Origin of the sequence: Pseudomonas sp. GM30 (assembly GCF_000282275.2) — a bacterium.
Classification (GTDB): Bacteria; Pseudomonadota; Gammaproteobacteria; order Pseudomonadales; family Pseudomonadaceae; genus Aquipseudomonas.
Window position 1 is genome coordinate 253,316 of sequence record NZ_AKJP02000031.1, and the last position, 23,808, is coordinate 277,123.

25 protein-coding genes are annotated in these 23,808 nt (G+C 60.4%); 2 read left to right on the forward strand and 23 right to left on the reverse strand.

All coding sequences use genetic code 11. The features are described 5' to 3' along the window. Positions 1 to 51: 51 nt before the first annotated feature. The 18 genes from PMI25_RS26160 to PMI25_RS26245 form a co-directional block, all read right to left on the reverse strand. Positions 52 to 768: a FadR/GntR family transcriptional regulator gene (locus PMI25_RS26160; RefSeq protein WP_007967616.1), complete on the reverse strand. Its 717-nt coding sequence runs from the start codon at positions 766 to 768 to the stop codon at positions 52 to 54. Positions 769 to 960: 192 nt separating this feature from the next. Then, on the reverse strand, positions 961 to 1,521 hold the full coding sequence (locus PMI25_RS26165) for a DUF1285 domain-containing protein (protein ID WP_007967615.1): 561 nt from the start codon (positions 1,519 to 1,521) through the stop codon (positions 961 to 963). Between the two features lie 15 nt (positions 1,522 to 1,536). Continuing rightward, the gene (locus PMI25_RS26170; protein ID WP_007967613.1) at positions 1,537 to 2,142 is read right to left on the reverse strand and encodes a DUF4823 domain-containing protein; all 606 of its coding nucleotides are present in this window, start codon (positions 2,140 to 2,142) and stop codon (positions 1,537 to 1,539) included. A gap of 171 nt (positions 2,143 to 2,313) precedes the next feature. After that, a complete protein-coding gene (locus PMI25_RS26175; protein ID WP_007967612.1) occupies positions 2,314 to 3,282 on the reverse strand; it encodes a GTP 3',8-cyclase MoaA in 969 nt (322 codons plus the stop codon). A gap of 137 nt (positions 3,283 to 3,419) precedes the next feature. Beyond that, positions 3,420 to 4,058 carry a TetR/AcrR family transcriptional regulator gene (locus PMI25_RS26180; RefSeq protein ID WP_007950805.1) on the reverse strand — a complete coding sequence of 213 codons (639 nt, stop codon included), beginning with the start codon at positions 4,056 to 4,058 and terminating at the stop codon, positions 3,420 to 3,422. Between the two features lie 351 nt (positions 4,059 to 4,409). Beyond that, positions 4,410 to 5,201, reverse strand: coding sequence for a TatD family hydrolase (locus PMI25_RS26185; protein WP_007967609.1), 792 nt, complete (start codon positions 5,199 to 5,201; stop codon positions 4,410 to 4,412). Positions 5,202 to 5,216: 15 nt separating this feature from the next. Further along, on the reverse strand, positions 5,217 to 5,573 hold the full coding sequence (locus PMI25_RS26190; RefSeq protein ID WP_007967607.1) for a PilZ domain-containing protein: 357 nt from the start codon (positions 5,571 to 5,573) through the stop codon (positions 5,217 to 5,219). A 42-nt stretch (positions 5,574 to 5,615) separates the two neighbouring features. Next, positions 5,616 to 6,599 carry a DNA polymerase III subunit delta' gene (locus PMI25_RS26195; protein WP_007967604.1) on the reverse strand — a complete coding sequence of 328 codons (984 nt, stop codon included), beginning with the start codon at positions 6,597 to 6,599 and terminating at the stop codon, positions 5,616 to 5,618. Beyond that, the gene (tmk, locus tag PMI25_RS26200) at positions 6,592 to 7,224 is read right to left on the reverse strand and encodes a dTMP kinase (RefSeq protein WP_007967603.1); all 633 of its coding nucleotides are present in this window, start codon (positions 7,222 to 7,224) and stop codon (positions 6,592 to 6,594) included. Before tmk ends, PMI25_RS26195 begins: the two co-directional genes overlap by 8 nt. A gap of 19 nt (positions 7,225 to 7,243) precedes the next feature. Next, positions 7,244 to 8,440: an endolytic transglycosylase MltG gene (mltG, locus tag PMI25_RS26205; RefSeq protein ID WP_007967602.1), complete on the reverse strand. Its 1,197-nt coding sequence runs from the start codon at positions 8,438 to 8,440 to the stop codon at positions 7,244 to 7,246. A 3-nt stretch (positions 8,441 to 8,443) separates the two neighbouring features. Continuing rightward, on the reverse strand, positions 8,444 to 9,259 hold the full coding sequence (pabC, locus tag PMI25_RS26210) for an aminodeoxychorismate lyase (protein ID WP_007967601.1): 816 nt from the start codon (positions 9,257 to 9,259) through the stop codon (positions 8,444 to 8,446). Then, the gene (gene fabF / locus PMI25_RS26215) at positions 9,259 to 10,503 is read right to left on the reverse strand and encodes a beta-ketoacyl-ACP synthase II (protein ID WP_003227039.1); all 1,245 of its coding nucleotides are present in this window, start codon (positions 10,501 to 10,503) and stop codon (positions 9,259 to 9,261) included. The genes pabC and fabF overlap by 1 nt, the downstream gene beginning before the upstream one ends. A gap of 108 nt (positions 10,504 to 10,611) precedes the next feature. Beyond that, positions 10,612 to 10,848, reverse strand: coding sequence for an acyl carrier protein (gene acpP, locus PMI25_RS26220; protein ID WP_003175607.1), 237 nt, complete (start codon positions 10,846 to 10,848; stop codon positions 10,612 to 10,614). 196 nt (positions 10,849 to 11,044) lie between these two features. Then, positions 11,045 to 11,785 carry a 3-oxoacyl-ACP reductase FabG gene (fabG, locus tag PMI25_RS26225; protein ID WP_007967600.1) on the reverse strand — a complete coding sequence of 247 codons (741 nt, stop codon included), beginning with the start codon at positions 11,783 to 11,785 and terminating at the stop codon, positions 11,045 to 11,047. A gap of 16 nt (positions 11,786 to 11,801) precedes the next feature. Continuing rightward, positions 11,802 to 12,740 carry an ACP S-malonyltransferase gene (gene fabD / locus PMI25_RS26230; protein ID WP_007967599.1) on the reverse strand — a complete coding sequence of 313 codons (939 nt, stop codon included), beginning with the start codon at positions 12,738 to 12,740 and terminating at the stop codon, positions 11,802 to 11,804. A gap of 122 nt (positions 12,741 to 12,862) precedes the next feature. After that, on the reverse strand, positions 12,863 to 13,873 hold the full coding sequence (gene plsX, locus PMI25_RS26235; RefSeq protein ID WP_081755240.1) for a phosphate acyltransferase PlsX: 1,011 nt from the start codon (positions 13,871 to 13,873) through the stop codon (positions 12,863 to 12,865). Positions 13,874 to 13,877: 4 nt separating this feature from the next. Next, positions 13,878 to 14,060, reverse strand: coding sequence for a 50S ribosomal protein L32 (rpmF, locus tag PMI25_RS26240; protein WP_003179396.1), 183 nt, complete (start codon positions 14,058 to 14,060; stop codon positions 13,878 to 13,880). 13 nt (positions 14,061 to 14,073) lie between these two features. Then, positions 14,074 to 14,601, reverse strand: coding sequence for a YceD family protein (locus PMI25_RS26245; RefSeq protein WP_003204262.1), 528 nt, complete (start codon positions 14,599 to 14,601; stop codon positions 14,074 to 14,076). A gap of 105 nt (positions 14,602 to 14,706) precedes the next feature. Here PMI25_RS26245 and PMI25_RS26250 point away from each other — a divergent pair, with 105 nt between their 5' ends. Next, positions 14,707 to 15,285, forward strand: coding sequence for a Maf family protein (locus tag PMI25_RS26250; RefSeq protein WP_007967597.1), 579 nt, complete (start codon positions 14,707 to 14,709; stop codon positions 15,283 to 15,285). Positions 15,286 to 15,337: 52 nt separating this feature from the next. Here the strand turns inward: PMI25_RS26250 and sppA are convergent, their stop codons facing one another. From sppA to rluC, 3 genes are read right to left on the reverse strand one after another with little or no spacing between them, the layout of a single operon-like run. Continuing rightward, positions 15,338 to 16,327 carry a signal peptide peptidase SppA gene (sppA, locus tag PMI25_RS26255; protein WP_007967595.1) on the reverse strand — a complete coding sequence of 330 codons (990 nt, stop codon included), beginning with the start codon at positions 16,325 to 16,327 and terminating at the stop codon, positions 15,338 to 15,340. A 21-nt stretch (positions 16,328 to 16,348) separates the two neighbouring features. Further along, positions 16,349 to 17,014 carry an HAD-IA family hydrolase gene (locus PMI25_RS26260; RefSeq protein ID WP_007967593.1) on the reverse strand — a complete coding sequence of 222 codons (666 nt, stop codon included), beginning with the start codon at positions 17,012 to 17,014 and terminating at the stop codon, positions 16,349 to 16,351. Next, on the reverse strand, positions 17,001 to 17,963 hold the full coding sequence (rluC, locus tag PMI25_RS26265) for a 23S rRNA pseudouridine(955/2504/2580) synthase RluC (RefSeq protein WP_007950779.1): 963 nt from the start codon (positions 17,961 to 17,963) through the stop codon (positions 17,001 to 17,003). Before rluC ends, PMI25_RS26260 begins: the two co-directional genes overlap by 14 nt. A gap of 699 nt (positions 17,964 to 18,662) precedes the next feature. Here rluC and rne point away from each other — a divergent pair. Continuing rightward, entirely contained in the window at positions 18,663 to 21,896 is a 3,234-nt protein-coding gene (gene rne / locus PMI25_RS26270) for a ribonuclease E (RefSeq protein WP_007967591.1), read from the forward strand. 190 nt (positions 21,897 to 22,086) lie between these two features. Here the strand turns inward: rne and PMI25_RS26275 are convergent, their stop codons facing one another. Together PMI25_RS26275 and PMI25_RS26280 are read right to left on the reverse strand one after the other, a co-directional pair. Further along, positions 22,087 to 22,683, reverse strand: coding sequence for a nucleotidyltransferase family protein (locus tag PMI25_RS26275; protein WP_007967588.1), 597 nt, complete (start codon positions 22,681 to 22,683; stop codon positions 22,087 to 22,089). Beyond that, positions 22,680 to 23,660 carry an XdhC family protein gene (locus PMI25_RS26280; RefSeq protein WP_007967586.1) on the reverse strand — a complete coding sequence of 327 codons (981 nt, stop codon included), beginning with the start codon at positions 23,658 to 23,660 and terminating at the stop codon, positions 22,680 to 22,682. The genes PMI25_RS26275 and PMI25_RS26280 overlap by 4 nt, the downstream gene beginning before the upstream one ends. Positions 23,661 to 23,808: the final 148 nt, after the last annotated feature.

A 23,808-nucleotide genomic window follows, 5' to 3' on the forward strand; every position in this document is an offset into this window, starting at 1 on the left:
ATTCGCCGCCTTCGCGAGCAAGCTCGCTCCCACAGGGGAATTCAGGCTTTGTCAGCTGGCTTTTTTGTCGGCCATCACCTGCGGGTAAAAGCGTTTGATCGCCAGGTCGGCATTGTCGATCAGGGTCACGCAGGCCCACACGCCGCGCGCTGAGTCACGGGCGGCAATGGCGTCGGCCATGTCTTTGTGGATCGGCAATGTGCGCCGTAGTTCATCGGGGTCGGCAGCGGAGACTTCAAACGACACGGCGAGCAAGGCGCCGAGGGCCGGGACCATTTGCTCGATGAACTGGTTGTGGCTGGCCGCCAGAATGCATTCGTGGAAAGCCTGGTCGGCACGGTTGTAGTCGATGCCGCTGTCGACCGCCCGTTCCAACGCGTTGTAGGCCAGCTGCACCGCGTGAATCTGCTCCAGGCTGGCGCGCTCACAGGCCCAGCGCACGGCCATCGGTTCGATGGTGCGGCGCAGGTCGAGCAGGTCATCGACAAAGTTTTCCGGCAAACCATTGCGCGACAGCCAGCCAACCACTTGCGGATCGAACAGGTTCCAGCGCCGTACCGGCAACACCCGGGTACCGACTTTCGGCCCGACTTCGAGCAGGCCTTTGGCGACCAGGGTCTTGATCGCTTCGCGAATCACCGTGCGGCTGACACCTAACTGCTCGCCCAGATCCGCCTCGACCTTGATCGCCTGCCCCGGTTTGACCTGGCCAGCGGCAATCCAGCTGCCCAGCCAATCGACCGTTGACGCATGAAAGCTGCTGGACATGGAGACCTCAAAGCAGTTGGCGATGGGTGTCCACGCTAATGATCATATGATTAACAGTCAATCGGGATTTTAAGGTGATTCTCAAAACCAATGTGGGAGCGAGCTTGCTCGCGAAAGCGGTGTATCAATCAACCTAAGTATCGACTGACTTACCGTCTTCGCGAGCAGGCTCGCTCCCACAGTGATTTGTGTTTAAGGTTCGAGGCCGATCCGGAAGAACTCGCCGCCACTCCACACACCCAGCCAGCGCTGCCCATCGATCTCACGACTGACCGCCAGCTCCACCAGTTGGTAAAACACGTTGCGGTGAATCAGCGCTTCAAGGTTGGTACGCACATGCACGTAAGGCGCAGGTTCCTGAGTGGTCGGGTCGATCTCGACGCGGATCGGATGTTCCGGCCCGGCCTCGGCGGTCTCTTCAACGTTGGTGGTGAAACGCAGGACCTGCGCCTCGCCCTCGCCTTCCACTTCCACGGCAATCGCCACGAACGGCGCGTCGTCGACCTTGATCCCGACCTTCTCGACCGGGGTAATCAGGAAATAATCATCGCCGTCGCGGCGGATGATGGTGGAGAACAGTTTAACCATCGGCTTGCGCCCGATTGGCGTGCCCAGGTAATACCAGGTGCCGTCGCGGGCGATGCGCATGTCGATGTCACCGCAGAAGTCCGGGTTCCACAAGTGCACCGGCGGCAGGCCTTTGGTTTTGGGGATCTGTCCCAACAGGTCATTGGCTTTTTGCGGGCCACTCATGGCGTACTCCTTGATTTATTGGTCGCCGACTCCCAGCAGGCTGCGCGCGTATTGCGCCAGCGGCGGGCCGATCAGGTCTTCCGGCTTGTTATCGTGGAACGTCAGTAAACCGCCACGACTCTTGATCCGTGCAGTATCAATCAAATACTGGGTGCTGGTCTCGATCAACATGATCTGAATCACCCCGCCATCGATGCCGAGGCGATCCACGGCTTCCTGATCGAGCCATTCGTCAGAGTTGCCGATACGGTCGTCAGCCTTGGCGAAACGGGTGTAAAGCAGGTAGTGCGCGCCGGCGTCGCGGGCTTCGCCCATCGCCTGATCGAGGCCTTCCGGGGCACGGGCGCGGCGGACCATCGGGAAGTATTCGACAAAACCCTTGAACGCTTCTTCGGCCACCACGTTCGGCCGTGGATAGGAGCCACCCGGCGGTGCGAATGCGCCCTGAGCGATGTAGATGAACGAATCCGGCTGAATGCGGAAGTTGTTCACCCGACGGCTGTCGCTGTGATCCAGCAGCCCCGCGTCGCTCATCTGATAGCGAGTGCCTTCGGCCATATCGCTGACAGTCATACAGCCGCCAAGCGCCAAAACGGCCAGCAGCAAAACCAGGCTACGCATCCTCATCCTCCAGAAGCCGGTGACGGAAAACCGGCGAATGGCCGTTGGATGCAGCTTTTGCGCCAGCTCAGGAAATTCGTTGATTTGTAAGATCGTATTCGCGAGCAAGCTCGCTCCCACAGGAGAATGCATTCGAAATGTGGGAGCGAGCTTGCTCGCGAAAGCGGTTGTTCAGCCGCCGATGATCTTCATGACGGTCGCACCACCGGAGAACGCCACTTCCTGCTTGTCGCCCAACGCCTTGACCAGCAAACGCTGCAATGCCGGCAATGCCTGATGACGCGGCTTGTCGAGCAGATCACCGACATAGTGGCGATTGCTCGACGACAGGCAGCCATGCAGCCAGCCGGTCGACGACAGACGCAAGCGCGAACAGGTCCGGCAGAACGGCACGCTTTCGTTGGCGATCACGCCGAAATGGCCTACGCCCGGGATCGCATAGCGCACGGCCGTGGCATCCACTGGCGCATCAGCCTGGGCGTACTCGTAGCGCTCGCCGATCAGACTCAGCAGTTGCTGCAGGCTGACGAACTGTTGCAGGAAGGCATTGGAGTCGGTGGCGAGGTGGCCCATGCGCATCAGCTCGATGAAACGCAGCTCGTAGCCACGCTCCAGGCAGTAATCGAGCAGCGGCATCACCTGATCCAGGTTCTGTCCGCGCAACGGCACCATGTTGACCTTGATCTTCAGCCCCGCCGCTTTCGCCTGCTCCATGCCATCGAGCACGGTCGCCAGATCGCCACCACGGGCGATGCTGCGGAACGCGCCGGCATCCAGGGTATCGAGAGAAACGTTGATCCGGCGCAGACCGGCGTCCACCAGCAGCGGGAGCTTTTTCGCCAGGAGTTGACCGTTGGTGGTCAGGCTGATGTCTTCCAGGCCCATCTTGCCGATGGCGCTCATGAACGATTCGAGTTTGGGGCTGACCAGCGGCTCGCCACCGGTGATGCGCAAACGCTCGATGCCGGCGGCTTCGATCAGATAAGTCACGCCGCGGGCCATGGCCTCGGCCGACAGCTCATCCTGCGCAGCCACCAACCGCTTGCCGTTGGGCACGCAGTAGGTACAGGCGTAATTGCAGGCTGAAGTCAGGCTTATGCGCAAATTGCGAAAACGCCTGCCTTGTCGGTCAACGATCATGATCACTCCGGCGATAGAATTTCGAGCCGCTAAAACTTGACTCACAAATCAAGTTTTAGCAAGCCCTATGCCTGAGTATATTCCTGCGGTACTGCGTCATGTAGCGAAATCATGGCGCAATAAGGCCGCTGAATGATTCAGCTGCTCGGCGTTTCCGGGTCGCGCTTGCGCTTGTTGCCCATGCGCACGCCGATGTCCATCAGGAACTGGAAGAAACCTTCCTGATCTTCCAGCACATTGCTCCAGAACGGCGAGTGATACAGCGCCACCGCGCCGTGCACCAGCGCCCAGGACGCGCAGTAGTGGAAGTATGGCGGCACGTCTTCGAGCTTGCCTTCGCTGATCCGGCCTTTGATGAGCAGGGTCAGGCGTTCGAAGTTCGAGGCACGGATCTTGTGCAGCTCCTCGACCATTTCCGGCACCTGATTGCCTTTTACGACCTTCTCTTCGAGACGGTCGAACAGGCGGTAGCGCTGCGGGTCGCGCATGCGGAATTCGAAGTAGGCACGGGACAGCGCTTCCTTGTCCTTGTCGACATCGGCCGAATGCAGCAGCTCGTTCAAATCGCGCTCGTAATCGAGCATCAGGCGCAGATATATCTCGGCCTTGGATTTGAAATGCTTGTAGATCGTGCCTTTGCCGATACCCACGGCATCAGCAATCATCTCGACGGTGACACTGTCTTCACCTTGTTCGAGGAACAGCTTGAGCGCTGTATCGAGAATTTCTTGCTCGCGGCGACGAAACTCACGGACCTTACGAGGTTCTTTGTGCATAAGAAAAGGTCTGAAGGGTCAAAATTCGAAGCCGCGTATTATGCCTAACTTGCGCAAAAATGCACGGATCATCCGACCATATCTGTGTTTCTTGTTCATTTTGCGAACGCTTGGGGCTCAATGAGAACTCAACTGAAGCGCCCGTATTCCAAATTTGTTTAAAAACCCTGACCGGCTAACTGGACTGAACGCCAGACTGATCAATACTTGAACTGTCGGCCGGCATCTCCCCCAAGTGCCGCGCCGGTAAAGGTACCAAGGGACCGCGTGCCTTTGTTTTACTCCTAATGGTCTTAACCCGGATTCACCCCCCAGAACCCGGGTTTTTTTTGCCTGCGATTTGCCGATGACCTACATGGCAGATTTGACAGAGGCCAGCGGAAACAGGCGCTTGAAGTTCTCGGTGGTCTGCTCGGCGAAACGTTCGTAGTTCTCACCGCGCAGCATCGCCAGAAACTCCGCGACTTCGCGCACGTACTGCGGCAGGTTCGGCTTGCCGCGATAAGGGATTGGCGCCAGGTACGGTGAGTCGGTCTCCACCAGCAGGCGATCGGCCGGCACCTTGCTCGCCACATCGCGCAGAGCGTCGGCGTTGCGGAAGGTGACAATGCCCGACAGGGAAATGTAATAACCCATGTCCAGCGCCGCTTTGGCCATGTCCCAGTCTTCGGTGAAGCAATGCAGCACACCAGCCTGGGGCAACGCCGCTTCTCGCAGCAGCTCAAGGGTATCGGCACGGGCGCCACGGGTGTGGATGATCACCGGTTTGCCGGTCTGCTGCGCCGCTTGCAGGTGCAGGCGGAAGGATGCCTGCTGCAGCTCGGCGGCTTCCGGTTCGTAGTGATAATCCAGACCGGTTTCACCGATCGCCACCACTTTCGGGTGGTTGAGCTCCTGCAGCAGCCAGTCCAGCGCCGGCGCCGCGCCCGGTTGCACGTCCAATGGGTGCACACCGACCGAGCAATCGACGTCGTCATAGCGCTCGGCCAGAGCTTTGACGTCGGCAGCGTTGTCGGCACTCACGCCGATACACAGGAAGTGCCCTACCCCACGCTGGCGAGCCGCATCGAGTGCAGCATCCAGCGAGCCGTCATGGGCGGCGAGGTCTAGGCGATCAAGGTGACAATGGGAATCTACGAGCATAAAAAAGACGGCTACTTACATCGTATGAGTGGGACGGTCGGACTTCAGTGCTCCGGCCAGATGGGTTTCGATGCGACTGCGGGCGGTGTTGTCGCCATCGTTGAATTGCACGCCGACGCCGGCTGCACGGTTGCCCTGGGCACCTTTGGGGGTAATCCAGGCGACCTTGCCGGCCACCGGAATCTTCTCCGCCTCGTCCATCAGGTTCAGCAGCATGAACACCTCGTCGCCCAACTTGTAGCTCTTGTTGGTCGGGATGAACAGGCCACCGTTCTTGATGAACGGCATGTAGGCGGCGTACAGCACCGATTTGTCCTTGATCGTCAAGGACAGGATGCCGTTGCGCGGTCCGGGGCTGATGGCTTCATTCATGTTGACCTCCACTGCTGATGTTCAGAGTCTAGGTACACATTCTTATCTTTGGCCAGGTAATCCCGCCCATTGCACCAACAACGCTTCCAGCAGCAATGCCGGATTGAGGTTGGCCTTGCTCAGGACTTTTTGCCGTTGGGCGAGAATCCAGTCCTGAATATCGAGGACTTTGCCTTGGGCGCTTTTCTGCGCCAGGTACTGCACGACTTTACGCATATCGGTCAGGCCGAGGCCGGTTTCATCCTGGGTCAGTTGATAGCGCAGGATCAGGCTCGACCAGTCGCAGAACCAGTCGAACAGGCGCAGCATCGGAATGCTTTTCCACTCTTCGGCCAGTTGCGTCGGCGATTGCTGCTGTTTGAGCAGCTTCTTCACCCCTTCGACCACCTGCGCCCGCTGTTCACGCACGCCCTGGGACTGCAGGCTGACCGCAGCCAATGGCGAGCCGGCCGCCAGCGTCAGCAATTCGACGCGTTCCTCTTCGGAGCACTCCGGCAGCGCCTGTGCCAGCCATTGCAGGCTCATGGCCTCACCTGGCAGCGGACACGCCTGCTGCACGCAGCGGCTCTTGATTGTCGGCAGCAAACGGCTCGGCTGGTGACTGACCAGCAACAGCACCGTATCGCCGGAGGGCTCCTCAAGGCTCTTGAGCAAAGCGTTGGCGGCGTTGATGTTCATCGACTCCACCGGCTCGATCAGCACCACCTTGCGCCCGCCCAGTTGCGCGGTCTGCACCACGAAACTGACCAGATCACGGACCTGATCGACCTTGATCGCCTTGTCGGCTTCTTCCGGCTCAAGGATGTAGTTGTCCGGGTGGCTGCCGGCCTTGAGCAGCAGGCAGGATTTGCACTCACCGCACGCCTCCGGCGTCGGACGCTGACACAGCAGGCTGGCCATCAGACGCTCGGCCAGCGCGCGCTTGCCGATCCCGGCCGGGCCATGCAGCAGGTACGCGTGGGCGTGCTGGCTACGTCCCGCCAGTTGCTGCCAGAGGCTGTCCTGCCATGGATAGGCCTCAGCCACGAATCAGCTCCAGCAAGTTCGGAATCAGAGTATCCAGCGATTGCTGAACCTTGACCAATGGCTGACCGGCATCGATGCGCACATAGCGCGCTGGATCGGCTTCTGCGCGCTGCAGAAACGCATTGCGTACCGCTTCGAAAAACGCCCGGCCTTCCAGCTCAAACCGGTCCAGACGGCCACGGGCACTGGCGCGGGCCAGGCCGATTTCCACCGGCAGATCGAAAATCAGCGTCAGATCCGGACGCAAGTCGCCCTGAACGAACGTCTCCAGCGCGGCAATGCGCTCCAGCGACAAACCGCGACCGCCGCCCTGATAGGCGTAAGTCGAGTCGGTAAAACGATCGCACAATACAACGGCGCCGCGAGCCAGCGCCGGGCGGATCACTTCGGCCAGATGCTGGGCGCGTGCGGCGAACACCAGCAGCAGCTCGGTGTCGGGGTTCATGACTTCATCGGCCGGGGCCAGCAGCACATCGCGGATGCGCTCGGCGAGTGGCGTACCGCCGGGCTCGCGGGTCAGCACCACTTCGACACCTTCGGCGCGCAGGCGCTCGGCGAGGTATTCGCGGTTGGTGCTCTTGCCGGCGCCTTCCGGGCCTTCCAGGGTAATAAACAAGCCAGTCACAGGCAGTCCTTCATCAAAGTCATTGCGCGTTTTGCGGTGCGGGCGCGCCGGGCTCGGCAGCAGGAGCCGGCGTCGGCGCGGGTTCCTGAGCGGGAACCTGTGGCAACGCTTCAGGTGCGGTATCCGGAGACGCGGCAGGAATCGCCTCCTCCGTCGCCGTGGCCGGAGCGGCCGGCGCATTCGCCGGGGCCGGGCTGGAGCGGTAATCGGCGCGGCGCTTGAGCTGGAACTCGCGCACTGCGCTATTGTGCGCATCCAGATCATCGGAAAACACATGGCTACCGTCGCCACGGGCAACAAAATACAGACTGTTGCCTTCCACCGGATTCAGCGCGGCATGAATCGCCTCGCGGCCGACCATGGCAATCGGCGTCGGCGGCAATCCGGGGATCACATAGGTGTTGTACGGCGTCGGCTCCTTGAGATGAGCACGGGTCAGCTTGCCGGTGTAGCGCTCGCCCAGGCCGTAGATCACGGTCGGGTCGGTTTGCAACTGCATGCCCAGCGCCATGCGGCGCACGAACACGCCGGCAATCTGCCCCCGCTCCTGCGGCACACCGGTTTCCTTTTCCACCAGCGAGGCCATGATCAGCGCTTGGTAAGGCTCGCTGTACGGCGCATCGGCCGAGCGATTCTCCCACTCCTTGGCCAACACTTCATCGAGACGATCATAGGCTTTCTTCAGCAAATCGACGTCGGAGAAACCCCGCACGAAGCGATAAGTGTCCGGGAAGAATCGACCCTCGGGGAACAATCCGCGATGACCGATTTTCTCCATCACCTCACTGTCGCTCAAACCCTTGAGGGTCTGCTCGATCTTTTCATCTTTGGCCAGTGCGGCGCGGACCTGGTGAAAGTTCCAGCCCTCGACCAGCGTCAGGCTGTACTGCACCACTTCACCACGTTTCCACAAGTCGATCAGACCGTTGACAGTCATGCCCGGCTGCATGCGGTATTCACCACTATGGATCGGCGTGCCGGCCAGGTTGAAGCGCCAGTAGATGCGCAGCCAGAAGGCGTCCTTGATGACTCCATCGGTTTCGAGTTCAAGGAAGGTACGGGTCGGCGTCGAGCCTTTCGGCACATCCAGCAGTTCTTCCTGCGTGATGTTCAGGGGCTGTTCCAGCGCCGAATGAATTTTCCAGGCGCTAGCGCCCATCAGCAGCCCTGCCAGAACCAGTCCGGTTTCCAGCAGCAGCAAGAGTTTACGTCTCACGAATCAGGCATCCAGTAGCGCGCGGGCAGTGGTTTGCAGTTTACGGGTGAGCGGGCCAACCGGCCAGCTCAGTGCAGCGTAGGCGCGGACCGGCCAGACGCCATACACGCTGTTGCACATGAAGACTTCATCAGCCCATTGCAGCTGTTCGAGGCTGATGTCGGTGATTTGCGTGGGGATGGCCAATGACTCGGCCTGAAACAATATTTCAGCACGCATCACACCGGCCACGCCGCAGCGTTTCAGATCCGGGGTAATCAATACGCCGTCGCGCACCAGAAACAGGTTGCTGAACACGCCTTCGATGACCCGCCCGGCCTGATCGAGCATCAAGCCTTCGGCGTGTTCGCCATCGTGCCATTCGGCGCGGGCGAGCACTTGTTCCAGACGATTCAGATGCTTGAGACCGGCCAGCAACGGCTGGTTGGATAACCGCGTGACGCAGGGAAACAGGCGCACGCCCTGCTCGCCATGCATGGCAGGGTAAGCAGCAGGAGGATTGCCTTGCAGAATGCGGCGGCCCTGCGCCGCAGGATCGGGCGCGTAGCCACGCAAGCCGTCACCACGAGTGAGAATGAGCTTGAGCACGCCCTCGCCCATCGCTGCCGCATAGCTCAGCAGCTCGGAACGAACCCGCTCGATATCCGCCGCGATGGCCAGCCGCGAGCAACCCTCGGCCAGACGCGTCAGATGGCGGTCCAGCAGCACCGGTTGGCCGCCGTGCACGGCAATGGTCTCGAACAGACCATCGCCGTAAGCCAGGCCGCGATCTTTCAGCGACAGAGCGTCAGCCGGCTGACCGTCGACCCAGCAGTCCATCAGCCTGCGAACCGGCGGAATGCCAACGTGCCGTTGGTGCCACCAAACCCGAAGGAGTTGGACAGTACGACGTCGATATCCATGTTGCGCGCAGTGTGCGGCACGAAGTCGAGATCGCAGCCTTCATCCGGCTCGTCGAGGTTGATGGTCGGCGGGGCCACCTGGCTATTGATCGCCAGCACACTGAAGATCGCCTCGACCGCGCCTGCCGCACCCAACAGATGACCGGTCATCGACTTGGTGGAGCTGACCGCCAGGTTGTAGGCGTGATCACCGAACACCGTCTTGATCGCGTTGGCTTCGGCAAGGTCGCCGGCCGGGGTCGAGGTACCGTGGGCGTTGATGTACTGCACCTGGTCGATATTGATCTTCGCATCGCGCAGGGCATTGGTGATGCAGCGCGCTGCACCAGCACCATCAGCGGGTGGCGACGTCATGTGGAACGCATCGCCACTGGTGCCGAAGCCAATCAGCTCGGCGTAGATCGTGGCACCACGGGCCTTGGCGTGTTCGAGCTCTTCGAGTACCAATGCACCGGCACCGTCAGACAGCACGAAGCCATCACGGCCCTTGTCCCATGGACGACTGGCGCGGGTCGGTTCGTCGTTGCGGGTCGACAGCGCACGGGACGCGCCGAAGCCGCCCATGCCCAGACCACACGCGGCCATCTCGGCACCACCGGCGATCATTACGTCGGCTTCGTCGTACATGATGTTGCGCGCCGCCATGCCAATGCAGTGCGTACCGGTGGTACAAGCAGTGGAAATGGCGTAGTTCGGCCCCTGTGCACCCAGGTGGATGGACAGAAAACCGGAAATCATATTGATGATCGAGCCTGGCACGAAGAAAGGCGAAATTCGACGCGGGCCCGTCTCATGCAGGGTACGGCTGGTTTCTTCGATGTTGGTCAGACCGCCGATGCCCGAGCCCATGGCCACGCCAATGCGCTCACGGTTGGCGTCGGTAACTTCCAGACCGGCGTTGCGAACAGCCTGAAAACCCGCGGCCAGACCGTACTGAATGAACAGGTCGAGCTTGCGTGCTTCCTTGACCGACAGGTATTCCTCGACATTGAAGCCCTTTACCGAGCCGCCAAAACGGGTGGAATAGGCAGAAAGGTCGGTGTGTTCGATCAGACCAATGCCACTGCGGCCAGCCAGAATGCCCTGCCAACTGCTCGGCACATCCGTGCCCAGTGGCGACAACATACCCATACCGGTGACTACGACGCGTCTACGCGACACAGCACTCTCCTTTTTCAAATGACGACTTTGCATCAGGCCTAAAGAAAAAACCGCACGCCATGATGGCAGTGCGGTTTTTCCATGACAGCAGACAACGATTACAAACTATTACGCCTGGTGGCTAGTAACGTAGTCGATTGCAGCTTGTACAGTAGTGATCTTCTCAGCTTCTTCGTCAGGGATTTCGGTCTCGAATTCCTCTTCCAGAGCCATCACCAGCTCAACGGTGTCAAGGGAGTCGGCACCCAGGTCTTCAACGAAGGAAGCAGTGTTGACCACTTCTTCTTCTTTAACGCCCAGTTGCTCGGCAACGATTTTCTTGACGCGCTCTTCGATGGTGCTCATACCTTGTTTTCACTCCTAATGGACAAATTCAGGCAGCTGGCCAGTGGGTAAGTGTATAGAAAGGCTTTTCAGCTTTTCAACTGAAAGCTTCACTCCTCAAACCCTGCGGCCCTCTGCCTATAAATAGATTGCAGCTTTATAACGGATTTTAGACAGCTCGTATGACATTTTTTTGAAGCAATCCGTCACATTTTACTTACATGTACATCCCACCGTTCACCGGGATTGTAGCCCCAGTGACGTATGCCGCACCGTCGGATGCAAGAAAAGCGACCACCGAGGCGATCTCTTGAGCTTGTCCCAGACGGCCCAGCGGAATCTGCGTCTGCAAGGCTTCACGCTGTGCTTCCGGCAGTTCGCGGGTCATATCGGTGTCGATGAACCCAGGGGTTACCGAGTTGACCGTAATCGAACGCGAACCGACTTCACGCGCCATTGCACGGCTGAAACCTTCCAGACCGGCCTTGGCGGCTGCATAGTTTACTTGGCCTGCGTTGCCCATGGCACCCACCACCGAGCCAATACTGATAATTCGGCCCCAGCGCGCCTTGGTCATGCCACGCAAAACGCCCTTGGACAGGCGATACAGACTGTTCAGGTTGGTATCGATCACGTCGTACCATTCATCGTCTTTCATGCGCATCATCAGGTTATCGCGGGTGATGCCGGCATTATTGACCAGAATCGCCGGCGCGCCGAACTGCTCCTGAATGCTCGCCAGCACGGCGCTGACCGATTCGTCGCTGGTGACGTTCAGTTCCAGACCGGTACCTTGAATCCCATGCTCCTTGAGCGTGGCAGCAATCGCCTCGGCACCCTTGGCAGAGGTCGCGGTGCCAACAACGATGGCGCCCTGACGACCCAGTTCCAGGGCGATAGCCTGGCCGATACCGCGGCTTGCACCGGTGACCAGTGCAACTTTACCTTGCAGACTCATGCAAGTTTCTCCTGATTCAGGCCAGCGCTGCGCGAGCGGCAGCGAAAGCGTCTGGGGTATTGAGATTGGAAGTCGAAACGCCTTCGGCGCAACGTTTGTTCAGACCGGCCAGGACCTTGCCCGGGCCGCATTCGACCAGACTTGTGGCGCCTTTGGCAGCCAGGGTCTGGATCGATTCAACCCAGCGAACCGGCTTGTACAGTTGTTCGAGCAGATCACGCTTGAGGGTGTCCAGATCAGCCGGCACTTGCGCGCTGACGTTCTGTACGACCGGGATCTGCGGCGCCTGCCAGTTGATGGCGGCGATGGATTCGGCAAAGCGCTCGGCAGCCGGGCGCATCAGTTCGCAGTGCGAAGGCACGCTCACCGGCAACGGCATGGCGCGCTTGGCACCACGGGCCTTGCAGCCTTCGATGGCACGCTCGACCGCAGCCTTGGCGCCGGCAATCACTACCTGGCCCGGCGAGTTGAAGTTCACCGCGCTGACCACTTCGCCTTGCGCCGCTTCGGCACAGGCCGCCAGCACATCAGCGTCTTCCAGACCGAGGATTGCAGCCATGCCGCCCTGCCCGGCCGGAACGGCTTCCTGCATCAACTGGCCACGGCGCTCAACGAGCTTCACCGCGTCAGCCAGGCTCAGGCTGCCGGCCGCAACCAGCGCGCTGTATTCACCCAGGCTGTGACCGGCAACGAAGGCCGGACGCGCGCCACCTTCAGCCAGCCACAGACGCCACAGGGCGATCGAAGCGGTCAGAATGGCCGGTTGGGTTTTGTCGGTTTGATTGAGCAGCTCTTCCGGGCCCTGCTGGGTTAGTGCCCACAGGTCATAGCCCAGAGCCTCAGAGGCTTCTTTGAAGGTTTCGAGGATCAACGGATATTCCGCGCCCAGCTCGGCGAGCATGCCGAGGGACTGCGAACCCTGTCCTGGAAAGACGAATGCGAGGGAAGCAGACATGTAACAAGCCCCTAATGATCTTGTCGTCGAAAATGACGCCCCACTGGGGGACGCAAGAAACTGACAGTTGGATGGCCCTTTGAACCGGGCGGTCACATTTAAGCATTGTCCGACGAAAACGCCTAAGACAACAGATCCTCCAGACGACCGTGGAGGCGCTCGGGCAAGTTCTCCTGAATCTCGATCAGCGCGCGCTGAATCGCGCTCTGAAAGCCCTGAACCCCGGCCGAACCGTGACTTTTCACCACGATACCCTGCAAGCCGAGGAAGCTTGCGCCGTTATGTCGCGCCGGCGCCAGATCAGCCTGCAGGCGCTTCATCAATGGCAGGGCCAAAGCACCTACAACGCGCGAAGCAAGGTTTTTCCTGAACAAGGCTTCGATGCGCGCGGCGATCATCGTCGCCAGCCCTTCGCTGGACTTGAGCAGGATATTGCCGACAAAACCGTCACAGACCACCACATCCGCCTCGCCGCGATACAGACCATCACCCTCGACAAAGCCGATGTAATTGATGCCACGCGCAGCCTGCAGCAAGGTCGCCGCCAGCTTGACCTGCTGATTGCCCTTGATGTCTTCGGTGCCGATATTCAGCAACGCAACGCGCGGCCGGGCGATGCCCAGCGTCTGCGCCGCCACCGACCCCATCACCGCGAACTGCAACAGATGCTCGGCGCTGCAATCGACGTTGGCCCCCAGGTCGAGCAACTGGCAATAACCCTTTTGCGTCGGAATCGCCGCCACCATCGCCGGCCGATCAATCCCCGGCAAGGTCTTGAGCACAAATCGCGACAGCGCCATCAACGCACCGGTATTGCCGGCGCTGACACAGGCCTGAGCCTTGCCGTCACGCACCAGTTCCAGGGCGACACGCATCGACGAATCCGGCTTGCCACGCAAGGCCTGGGTCGGCTTTTCGTCCATGCTGATGACTTCAGACGCCGGGACAATCGTCAGGCGCGCGCGATCGGCAGCCGATTGGCCGTTGATCAGTTCTTCAAGAAGGGAGGGTTGACCGACGAGGGTCAGGTGCAGCGAGGGCGTAGCAGAAAGGCAAGCGAGGCTGGCCTGAACAATGCTGCGGGGACCGAAGTCCCCGCCCATTGCGTCAATCGCGATGACTTGAGCAGACAAGTGATTACTCGTCAGCGCCCTTGTCGATCACTTTACGGCCACGGTATACGCCTTCTGGCGATACGTGGTGACGCAGGTGAACTTCACCAGTGGTTTTTTCTACAGACAGGGTGCTAGCCTCGAGAGCGTCGTGCGAACGGCGCATGTCACGGGCAGAGCGGGATTTTTTGTTCTGCTGAACAGCCATAATTGATTAACTCCTAAACGTTTGGGTCACGCTTTAACTGCGCCAATACACTGAACGGGTTGGACCGCGTTACCTCGTCCTCGCTCGGTTCGGGTTCATCTGCTCCCGCCGGCTGCTGGCATTCTTCCGGATGATGAGCAGGCACAATGGGCAAGGCGAGCAGAAGCTCCTCCTCGATCAGTGACTGCAGATCCAATGGATCTTCGCCCAGTTCCAGCACGTCATAACCTTTCGGTAACGACTGGGTATTCGCACCCTCCTTCACGACAGCGTAACTGCATTCGCTGTGGATCGGCAGGGTGACCAGCTCAAGACAACGCTGGCAAACCATTTTGACTTCGGTGTCGATAAAGCTGTGGATCACCACAGATTTACGTTCATCTCGTTCAAAAACGAATTTGGCCTGCACCGTACCGACATCGTCGGAAAGCGGGTCGCAGAGTCTCTTCAAATCGGCCAGCAGCAGCTCACCTTGAAGGGTGGTGCCACGGTCAGCCAATTTGCGCGGGTCAACGTGAGGTGGAATCGGGTCATTCAACATAGGCGCAGCATTATAGGGATGCCCCCACCCATGTCAAAGGAAATTGTGCCCTGTCCGTCACTTGCGTGCCTCCGCTAGAATTCGCGCCTGCCTCAGGAGACGCCAATGCTGCCTTTATTACTTGCTTCGAGCTCGACCTATCGCCGGGAATTGCTCGCCCGCCTGCACCTGCCGTTCGTCTGCAGCTCGCCAGATATCGACGAAAGCCACCGGCCGGGCGAATCCGCCATCGAACTGGTCAAGCGCCTCGCCGAACAGAAAGCTCGCGCACTGGCGGCCAGCCACTCTGCTCATCTGATTATCGGCTCGGACCAGGTCGCAGTGCTCGGCGACCGGATCATCGGCAAGCCGCACACCTTCGACAAGGCTCGCGAGCAACTGCTGGCCGCCAGCGGCGCCAGCGTGACCTTCCTCACCGGCCTGGCCCTGCTCAACAGCCAGACCGGCCACTGCCAGGTCGACTGCGTGCCGTTTACCGTGCATATGCGCCAGCTCGACGAAGCACGCATCGAGCGCTACCTGCGCCTGGAGCAGCCCTACGACTGCGCCGGCAGCTTCAAGGCCGAAGGTCTGGGTGTGAGCCTGTTTCAGTCCACCGAGGGGCCTGACGCCACCAGCCTGATCGGCCTGCCGCTGATTCGGCTGATAGACATGTTGCTGGCCGAGGGCGTGCAAATCCCTTAACGCACAAAAAACCGGCCATTGAGGCCGGTTTCTTTTCAACACTGCACCACGCTTAACGCAACGATGGCCCGTGGAACCCCATCCACATCGCCAACTGCTCAGCCACACTGGCGCCAAGTTTCTTCGAGAATCGGTCGAACGGCGATTCCTGCACAGTGAAATCCACCAGCTCTTTCTCGCCAATCACATCCCGCGCCACCGAACTGGCATTACCCAGACCATCGATCAGACCCAACGGCAGCGCTTGCTCGCCGGACCAGACCAGCCCGGAAAACAACTCCGGATGCTCCTTGTCCTTCAGGCGATCGCCACGACCCTGTTTGACACTGTTGATGAACTGCTTGTGCGTTGTATCCAGCACGGTCTGCCAGAACGCAGTCTCGTCAGGCTTCTGCGGCTGGAACGGATCCAGAAACGATTTGTGCTCACCCGAGGTGTAAGTGCGACGCTCGACGCCCAGCTTGTCCATGGTGCCGACAAACCCGTAACCCGCCGCCGTCACACCGATGGAGCCGACCAGACTGGCCTTGTCGGCATAGATCTGATCCGCCGCGCTGGCGATGTAATAGGCACCGGACGCACCGAGATCGGAAATCACCGCATACACCTTGGTATCCGGGTGCAGACCGCGCAGACGCTTGATCTCGTCATACACATAACCCGACTGCACCGGACTGCCGCCAGGACTGTTGATCCGCAGGATCACGCCCTTGACCTTCTTGTCCTCGAAGGCCGCACGCAGGCTGCCAACGATGTTGTCAGCGCTCGCAGGCTCTTTGTCGGCAATCATGCCGGTGACATCGATCAGCGCGGTGTAGTTCGGGCCACGAGTTGCGCTTTTTTCCATGTCCATCAACGGCGTGAACAGGATCAGCGCAACAAACAGATAAACAAACGTCAGCAGCTTGAAGAAAATCCCCCAACGCCGTGAGCGACGCTGCTCCTGCACGCTGGCCAGCAGGGTTTTCTCCAACAGCTTCCAGCTCTTTGCGTCACCGTCGTCGGCACTTGTCTTGGCCGGTGCTTTCCATTCGTCGGTCATCCAGTCCACCCCAGAAAAAACTTATTTGGCCTGCTGCCCCAGCCAGGCATGCAACTCACTAAAATGGTCGATCGACAGGCACGGCTCAAACTGCTGTAGCGATTCAATCGACTGCGCACCGTAACTGACCGCCACCGACGCCATGCCCGCATTGCGTGCCATCAGCAGATCGAAGGACGAATCCCCGACCATCAGCGCCTGCTCAGGGCGTACGCCGCAATGCGCGAGAATCTGCTCAAGCATCAACGGGTGCGGCTTGCTTGCGGTTTCGTCCGCAGCGCGGGTGATATCGAAATAATCTTCCCAGCCATTGGCTTTGAGCACCCGATCCAGTCCGCGACGATTCTTGCCTGTCGCCACCGCCAGGTGATAACCCTGCTCGCGAAACGACGCCATCGACTCGACTACGCCTTCGAACAGCGGCGAAGGCACGGCTTCTGCCGCAATGTAGTGATCGGCGTAGTACTCGCGAAACAAGGTCATCTCGGCATCGCTGATGTCCGGGTACAAGGTGCGAATGGCCTCGGGCAAGCCCAGACCGATGATGCCCTTGACAGCAAAGTCATCGCGCAACTCGAAACCCGAGCGCCCGGATGCCGAGTGCATCGCTTCGACAATCCGATGAATGGAATCGGCGAGGGTGCCGTCCCAATCGAAAATCAGCAGTTTGTAATCAGATGGGCGCACTCAATCGCTCCACGGTCTTGGCCCACATTTCATCGACCGGCGCCTGCAACTTGAGTTCACCGCCATCGGGCAGCGGCACGGTCAGCATGTAGGCGTGCAGGAACAGACGCTTGCCGCCCAGATCACGGATTTCCTTGCTGAAACCGTCATCGCCGTACTTGGTGTCGCCGGCAATGCAGTGCCCGGCGTGCAACGTGTGGACGCGGATCTGGTGCGTGCGGCCGGTGATCGGCTTGGCTTCGATCAGGGTGGCAAAGTCGCCGAAGCGACGCAGGACCTTGAACACGGTCACCGACTCCTTGCCCTCCTCCTCGTCGACCTCGACCATGCGCTCGCCGGAGCGCAGGTTGCTCTTGCCGAGCGCCGCACGAACCTGCTTGATCGAAGTCGCCCAGTTGCCGCGAACCAGCGCCATATAGCGCTTGTCGACACCGTCACCGCGCAAGGCGGCGTGCAAGTGCCGCAACATGCTGCGCTTTTTGGCGATCATCAGCAGGCCGGAGGTGTCACGGTCGAGACGGTGAACCAGCTCCAGCTCCTTGGCATCGGGGCGCAACTGACGAAAGGCTTCGATGACGCCGTAATTCAAGCCGCTGCCGCCGTGAACCGCAATGCCGGCGGGCTTGTTGATCACGATCAGGGCTTTGTCTTCGTAGACAATCGAGGCTTCCAGGCGCTGCAACAGGCCTTGGGCCAAAGGCACCGGTTCGTCGCGCTCAGGCACACGAACCGGCGGCACGCGCACGATATCGCCGGCCTGCAGCTTGTATTCGGGCTTGATCCGCCCCTTGTTCACGCGCACTTCGCCTTTACGCAAAATGCGGTAAATCAAGGTCTTGGGCACGCCTTTGAGCCGGGCAAGGAGGAAATTGTCGATTCGTTGGCCGGCATACTCCGGCGAGACTTCAAGCAGTTGAACGCCTGGAGTCGAAGGGGCAGTAGTTGTCATGCCGCGGATGATAACAATTTTTATGGAATTGAAGCACTTAATCATTGCTGCTATAGTCGCGAACGCCGCCAAAAGCGGCCTGGACAGCGGAACCACGGTCAAAAACCGGCCCTGACCAACGCAATTCACCAGGACGCGAGGCCGTCCTACGGGGCTTTCGCTACGTAACGGTGGAGTTTGCAGTTGTAACAAGCGCAGGTGACATGAGGCCTGAATTACACCGTCGAGCAGAGTTTTCACTCGCCTGACAGGCACATATTCGAGGCCAGTTCACAAAGTGCAGTCAGCTGCAGATGACCCCGAGCGAAGGCTTCGGAAACATCGCCTGAATTAGCCATGATGCGTGACCTCCCCTTTCGGAGCTCACGGTAAATGCCAACCCGCTGCGGATTCTGCGCGCGGCAGCACCCGAATTATCAGGGATACGTGTAGGGTGGAGATGCACAACCGCCGGACTGTGTAGCAATAGGCTTTATCAAGACGCTTCATCTCGTCCACAGCCGCTGGTTGATTCCTCCTCCTGACTGAGTGCTTAAGTAGCCACAGCAAGCAGGACGCGTACGTCGCGATATCGGCCCAATTGGCCTGACATCGCTGGACACGGGAATGGCCAACCACTCCCGACGCACCTGACACCGACCGTGAGAAGTCGTGTGTGCCGAACGCCGTTTCCGGCAGCCCGGAAACCGACGGTACTACATGAAAAGAATGCTGATTAACGCAACTCAACCCGAAGAGTTGCGTGTTGCACTGGTAGATGGCCAACGCCTCTACGACCTGGACATCGAATCCGGTGCACGCGAGCAGAAGAAGGCCAACATCTACAAAGGCCGTATCACTCGCATCGAACCAAGCCTTGAGGCTGCCTTTGTCGATTTCGGCTCTGAGCGCCACGGCTTCCTGCCCCTCAAAGAAATCTCCCGCGAATACTTCAAGAAAGCCCCTGAAGGCCGCGTCAACATCAAGGACGTCCTGAGCGAAGGCCAGGAAGTCATCGTTCAGGTCGAAAAAGAAGAACGTGGCAACAAGGGCGCTGCCCTGACCACCTTCATCAGCCTGGCCGGTCGTTACCTCGTACTGATGCCGAACAACCCGCGTGCCGGCGGTATCTCCCGTCGTATCGAAGGCGAAGAGCGCAACGAACTGCGCGAAGCGCTGAACGGCCTGGTTGCACCCGCCGACATGGGTCTGATCGTGCGCACTGCCGGCCTGGGCCGCAGCAGCGAAGAAATGCAGTGGGACCTCGACTACCTGCTGCAACTGTGGACCGCCATCAAAGAAGCCTCGCTGGATCGCTCCGCGCCATTCCTGATCTACCAGGAAAGCAACGTGATCATCCGCGCCATCCGCGATTACCTGCGCCAGGACATCGGCGAAGTGCTGATCGACAGCGTGGAAGCCCAGGACGAAGCCCTGACCTTCATCCGCCAGGTGATGCCGCAGTACGCCAGCAAGATCAAGCTGTACGAAGACAGCGTGCCGCTGTTCAACCGTTTCCAGATCGAAAGCCAGATCGAGACCGCTTTCCAGCGCGTCGTTGAACTGCCTTCCGGCGGCTCCATCGTCATCGATCCGACCGAAGCCCTGGTGTCCATCGACATCAACTCGGCGCGCGCCACCAAAGGCAGCGACATCGAAGAAACCGCCCTGCAGACCAACCTTGAAGCCGCTGAAGAAATCGCCCGTCAGTTGCGCCTGCGCGACATCGGCGGCCTGATCGTCATCGACTTCATCGACATGACCCCGGCCAAGAACCAGCGCGCCGTGGAAGAGAAAGTCCGCGAATGCCTGGAAGCCGACCGCGCTCGCGTGCAGATCGGCCGCATTTCGCGCTTCGGCCTGCTGGAAATGTCCCGTCAGCGCCTGCGTCCATCGCTGGGCGAAAGCAGCGGCATCGTCTGCCCACGCTGCAACGGCACCGGCATCATCCGTGACGTCGAATCGCTGTCGCTGGCAATCCTGCGCCTGATCGAAGAAGAAGCCCTGAAAGACCGCACTGCCGAAGTGCGCGCCCAGGTGCCGATCCCGGTCGCCGCGTTCCTGCTCAACGAAAAACGCAACTCGATCACCAAGATCGAACTGCGCACCCGTGCCCGTATCGTCATTCTGCCGAACGATCACCTCGAAACCCCGCACTTCGAAGTTCAGCGTCTGCGTGACGACAGCCCGGAAGCCGCGACCAACCAGTCCAGCTACGAAATCGCTGCTGCCGCTGCCGAAGTCGAAGAAGTCCAGCCAGCCGCTGCGACCCGCACCCTGGTTCGCCAGGAAGCCGCGGTCAAGACTGCGCCGGCCCGTGCCAATGCGCCGGTGCCAACCGAAGTCGCCGCGCCTGCCGCTGCTGCACCGGCTCCGGTTGCCGCGCCAGAGCCAAGCCTGTTCAAGGGCCTGGTGAAGTCGCTGGTCAGCCTGTTCGCGACCAAAGAAGAGCCAGCCGCTCCGGTCGTGGTTGAAAAACCGGCCACCGAGCGTCCGGCCCGCAACGAAGAGCGTCGCAACGGTCGTCAGCAGAGCCGCAACCGTAACGGTCGCCGCGATGAAGAGCGCAAGCCGCGCGAAGAACGTGCACCGCGTGAAGAACGCGCGCCACGCGAGCCGCGTGAAGAGCGTCAGCCACGTGAAGCCCGTGAAGTTCGCGAGCCGCGTGAGGCGCGCACCGAGGCGCCAGCCGCCCGCGAAGAACGTGCTCCACGTGCTCCGCGTGAAGAACGTGCACCACGTGCACCACGCGAAGATCGCAAGCCACGTGGCGAGCGTGAAGAGCGTGTGCGTGAACTGCGCGAGCCACTGGACGCCGCTCCGGCTGCACCAGTAGCCGCTGCCGCTGTGGTCGCAGAAGAGCGTCCGGCCCGTCAGCCACGCGAAGAGCGCGCACCGCGCCCACCGCGTGAAGAGCGTCAACCACGTGCCGAGCAGGCTGCTGCTGCCGTTGCTGAAGAAGAAGTGAACAGCAACGAAGAGCAACTGCCGGAAGACGGTCAGGACAACGCCGAAGGCGATCGTCCACGTCGTCGCTCCCGTGGTCAGCGTCGTCGCAGCAACCGTCGCGAGCGTCAGCGTGATGCCAACGGCAACGTGATCGAAGGTTCGGAAGAGTCCGAGTCCGGCGAACACGCTGAAACAGCACCAAGCGCTGCCGATCTGGCTGCCGGCCTGGCCGTGACCGCCGCTGTTGCCAGCAGCGTGATCAGCGCTCCGGCCGAAGCACAGGCTCACGAGCAAGCCGAACGCGCCACCGCCGCTGTTCAGGAAACCGCTCCAGTGGAAGCGCCGGTTGTTGAGGCCACTACCCCAGTGGAAGTGGTTGCTGCTCCGGAAGTCGAAGTGGCACCGGTTCAAGAAACGCTGCCTCAGGTTGAAGCCGCTGCAGAACCTGCCGTTGAAGCGCCAGTCGCGACCGCGGAGCCGGTGGCTGAAACCGTTGCTGAAACCGTGACCGAAACCGTGCGTGAAGTTCGTGAAGAACAGACCGCGTTCAACTGGGTTGCCGAGCCTGCCGTCGCTGAAACTCCAGCGCCAGTCGTTGAAGCCCCAGTGGTTGAAGAAGCCAAGACTGCCGCGCCAGTGGTCGAAGCCGCCGAACCTGCTCCAGCGCCAGTGGTTGAAACACCGGTGGTCGAAGCACCAGTGGTTGCCGAAGCCCCTGCTCCAGTGGTTGAAGCCGCTCCGGTCAGCGCCCTGACGCCAAACGGCCGTGCGCCAAACGACCCACGTGAAGTGCGTCGCCGCAAGCGTGAAGCCGAGCGCCTGCAGAAGGAAGCCGAACTGGCTGCCGCTGCTGCTCCGGCTGCTGAAGTGGTCGAGGTTGCTTCCGTGACTGAAGAAGCGGTGGTTGAGTCGGTGATCGCCGAAGCACCACGCTCCGTTCAGGACGCGGTCGAGCATCACCAAGCGGCCGAGGAAAAAGAACACGAGCCTAAACCGCTCGTCTGATTCCGAAAGCCAATAAAAAGCCCCGCCTGAGCAATCGAGGCGGGCTTTTTTTATCTCTCCAATTTAAGCATCACCCCGATCCCTTGTAGGAGTGAGCCTGCTCGCGATTGCGGGGTATCAGCCACCACAAATGACACTGACCCACCGCTATCGCGAGCAGGCTCACTCCTACAGAGGATTTATGCAGGGCTCAGGATTGAGTGAACACCAACGCCTCGGGCACATCGATATCCCACAACACCCCGGGATCATCCACCGCTACCTCAATCACCCTGCCCTGCTTGAACAAAGGCCTGGCGCCGCGATCGCCACTCAACGCCTGCAACGCCGTCCCGAACGAACGCCCGAACCCCACCGGATGGCCGAACTCGCCCTCCTGCACCGGCACACTCACCGCATCCTCGGAAATCGCCGCCGCCACCCGCTCAATACTCGACGGCAGGATAAAAGGCATATCGCCCAGCACAATCAACCAGCCATCCGCCTCCGGACAAGCCGCAACACCCGCCGCAATGCTGTCCCCCATTCCGGACGATTCAATCGAGACCACATCGCAGCCATAAGCCTGCGCCATGCGCATGGCCTGCGGCCGCGCTTCTGTGGTCACCAACACCCGTTTGTCGAGACCGGCCGGCAGATTCAGCAACACCTGCTCGATCACCGAACGCACCGCACCGTCGCGGCCGGTGCAATCGGCCAGCAGCTTGTCCTTGTCGGCACCGGCAACCTCACGAAAGCGACTGCCCTCGCCCGCTGCCAATACGATCACTGCAATGGATCGACTCATGAACCCTCCACGACTTTCTTCTGTTTCAACTCGACGCCGTTCTTGATCGCCACAATCTCCGCCAACAACGACAGGGCAATCTCCGCCGGTGAATGGCTGCCGATGTGCAAACCGATCGGCCCGTGTAATCGCGCAATGGCTGATTCTGACAAGCCTAGCTGAGCCAGATTGTCCCGACGCTTCTGGCTGTTGACCCGCGAACCCAGTGCACCGACATAGAACGCCGGCGAATCGAGCGCGGTGAGCAACGCCATATCATCCAGACGGGGATCGTGGGTCAGCGCGACGATGGCCGTGCGTTCGTCCGTCTGAATGCTCAGCACCGCATCGTCCGGCATGCCCGAAACGAAACGCCCATGGTGTTCTTCCCAACCGTAGACGAACTCGGTACGCGGATCGCAGATCAGCACTTCGAAATCCAGCAGGCGGGCAATATCAGCCACATAACGCGACAGCTGTCCGGCGCCGATCAACAGCAGACGCCAGCGCGGGCCATAAATGGCGCGCAGGGTCTTGCCATCGAATGCCAGCACATCGGACTTGCTCGCCGCCGACAACGCCACCTCACCGGTTTCGATGTTCAGCTCGCGAGCGACAATCTCATGGGCCTCACACCGCGCGAGCAACTCGGCGACCCACGCCGGATCACCCACCTGCTCTTCAGTCAGGCGCAACGTGCCGCCACAGGGCAAGCCGAACCGCGCCGCCTCCTCGCGGGTGACGCCATAGGTAATCAGCTGCACCGGCGGGCCGTCGCTGGTGATGCGCCCGTCGTGCAGGCGGGCGATCAAGTCATCCTCGACACAACCGCCCGACACCGAGCCGATCACCACGCCATCCTCGCGCAACGCGAGCATCGCTCCCGGCGCCCGGGGCGCGGTGCCCCAGGTCTGCACCACGCTGAACAGCACCACCCGCTGCCCGGCACGGCGCCATTCGAGCACGCTGCGCAGGACATTGAGATCGGCGCTGTCCATCAGGTGGGTATCCGCTGTTGAGAGTGCCAGACCTGAAGTTTCAGGGTAATCATGGGTTCATCCGCAGAGGGTTTCGGCTATGGCAGGCAGTTTACGTCAACCCTGCGACCAACAAAAAAGCCCTGCACTTTCCATTCGTGCAGGGCTC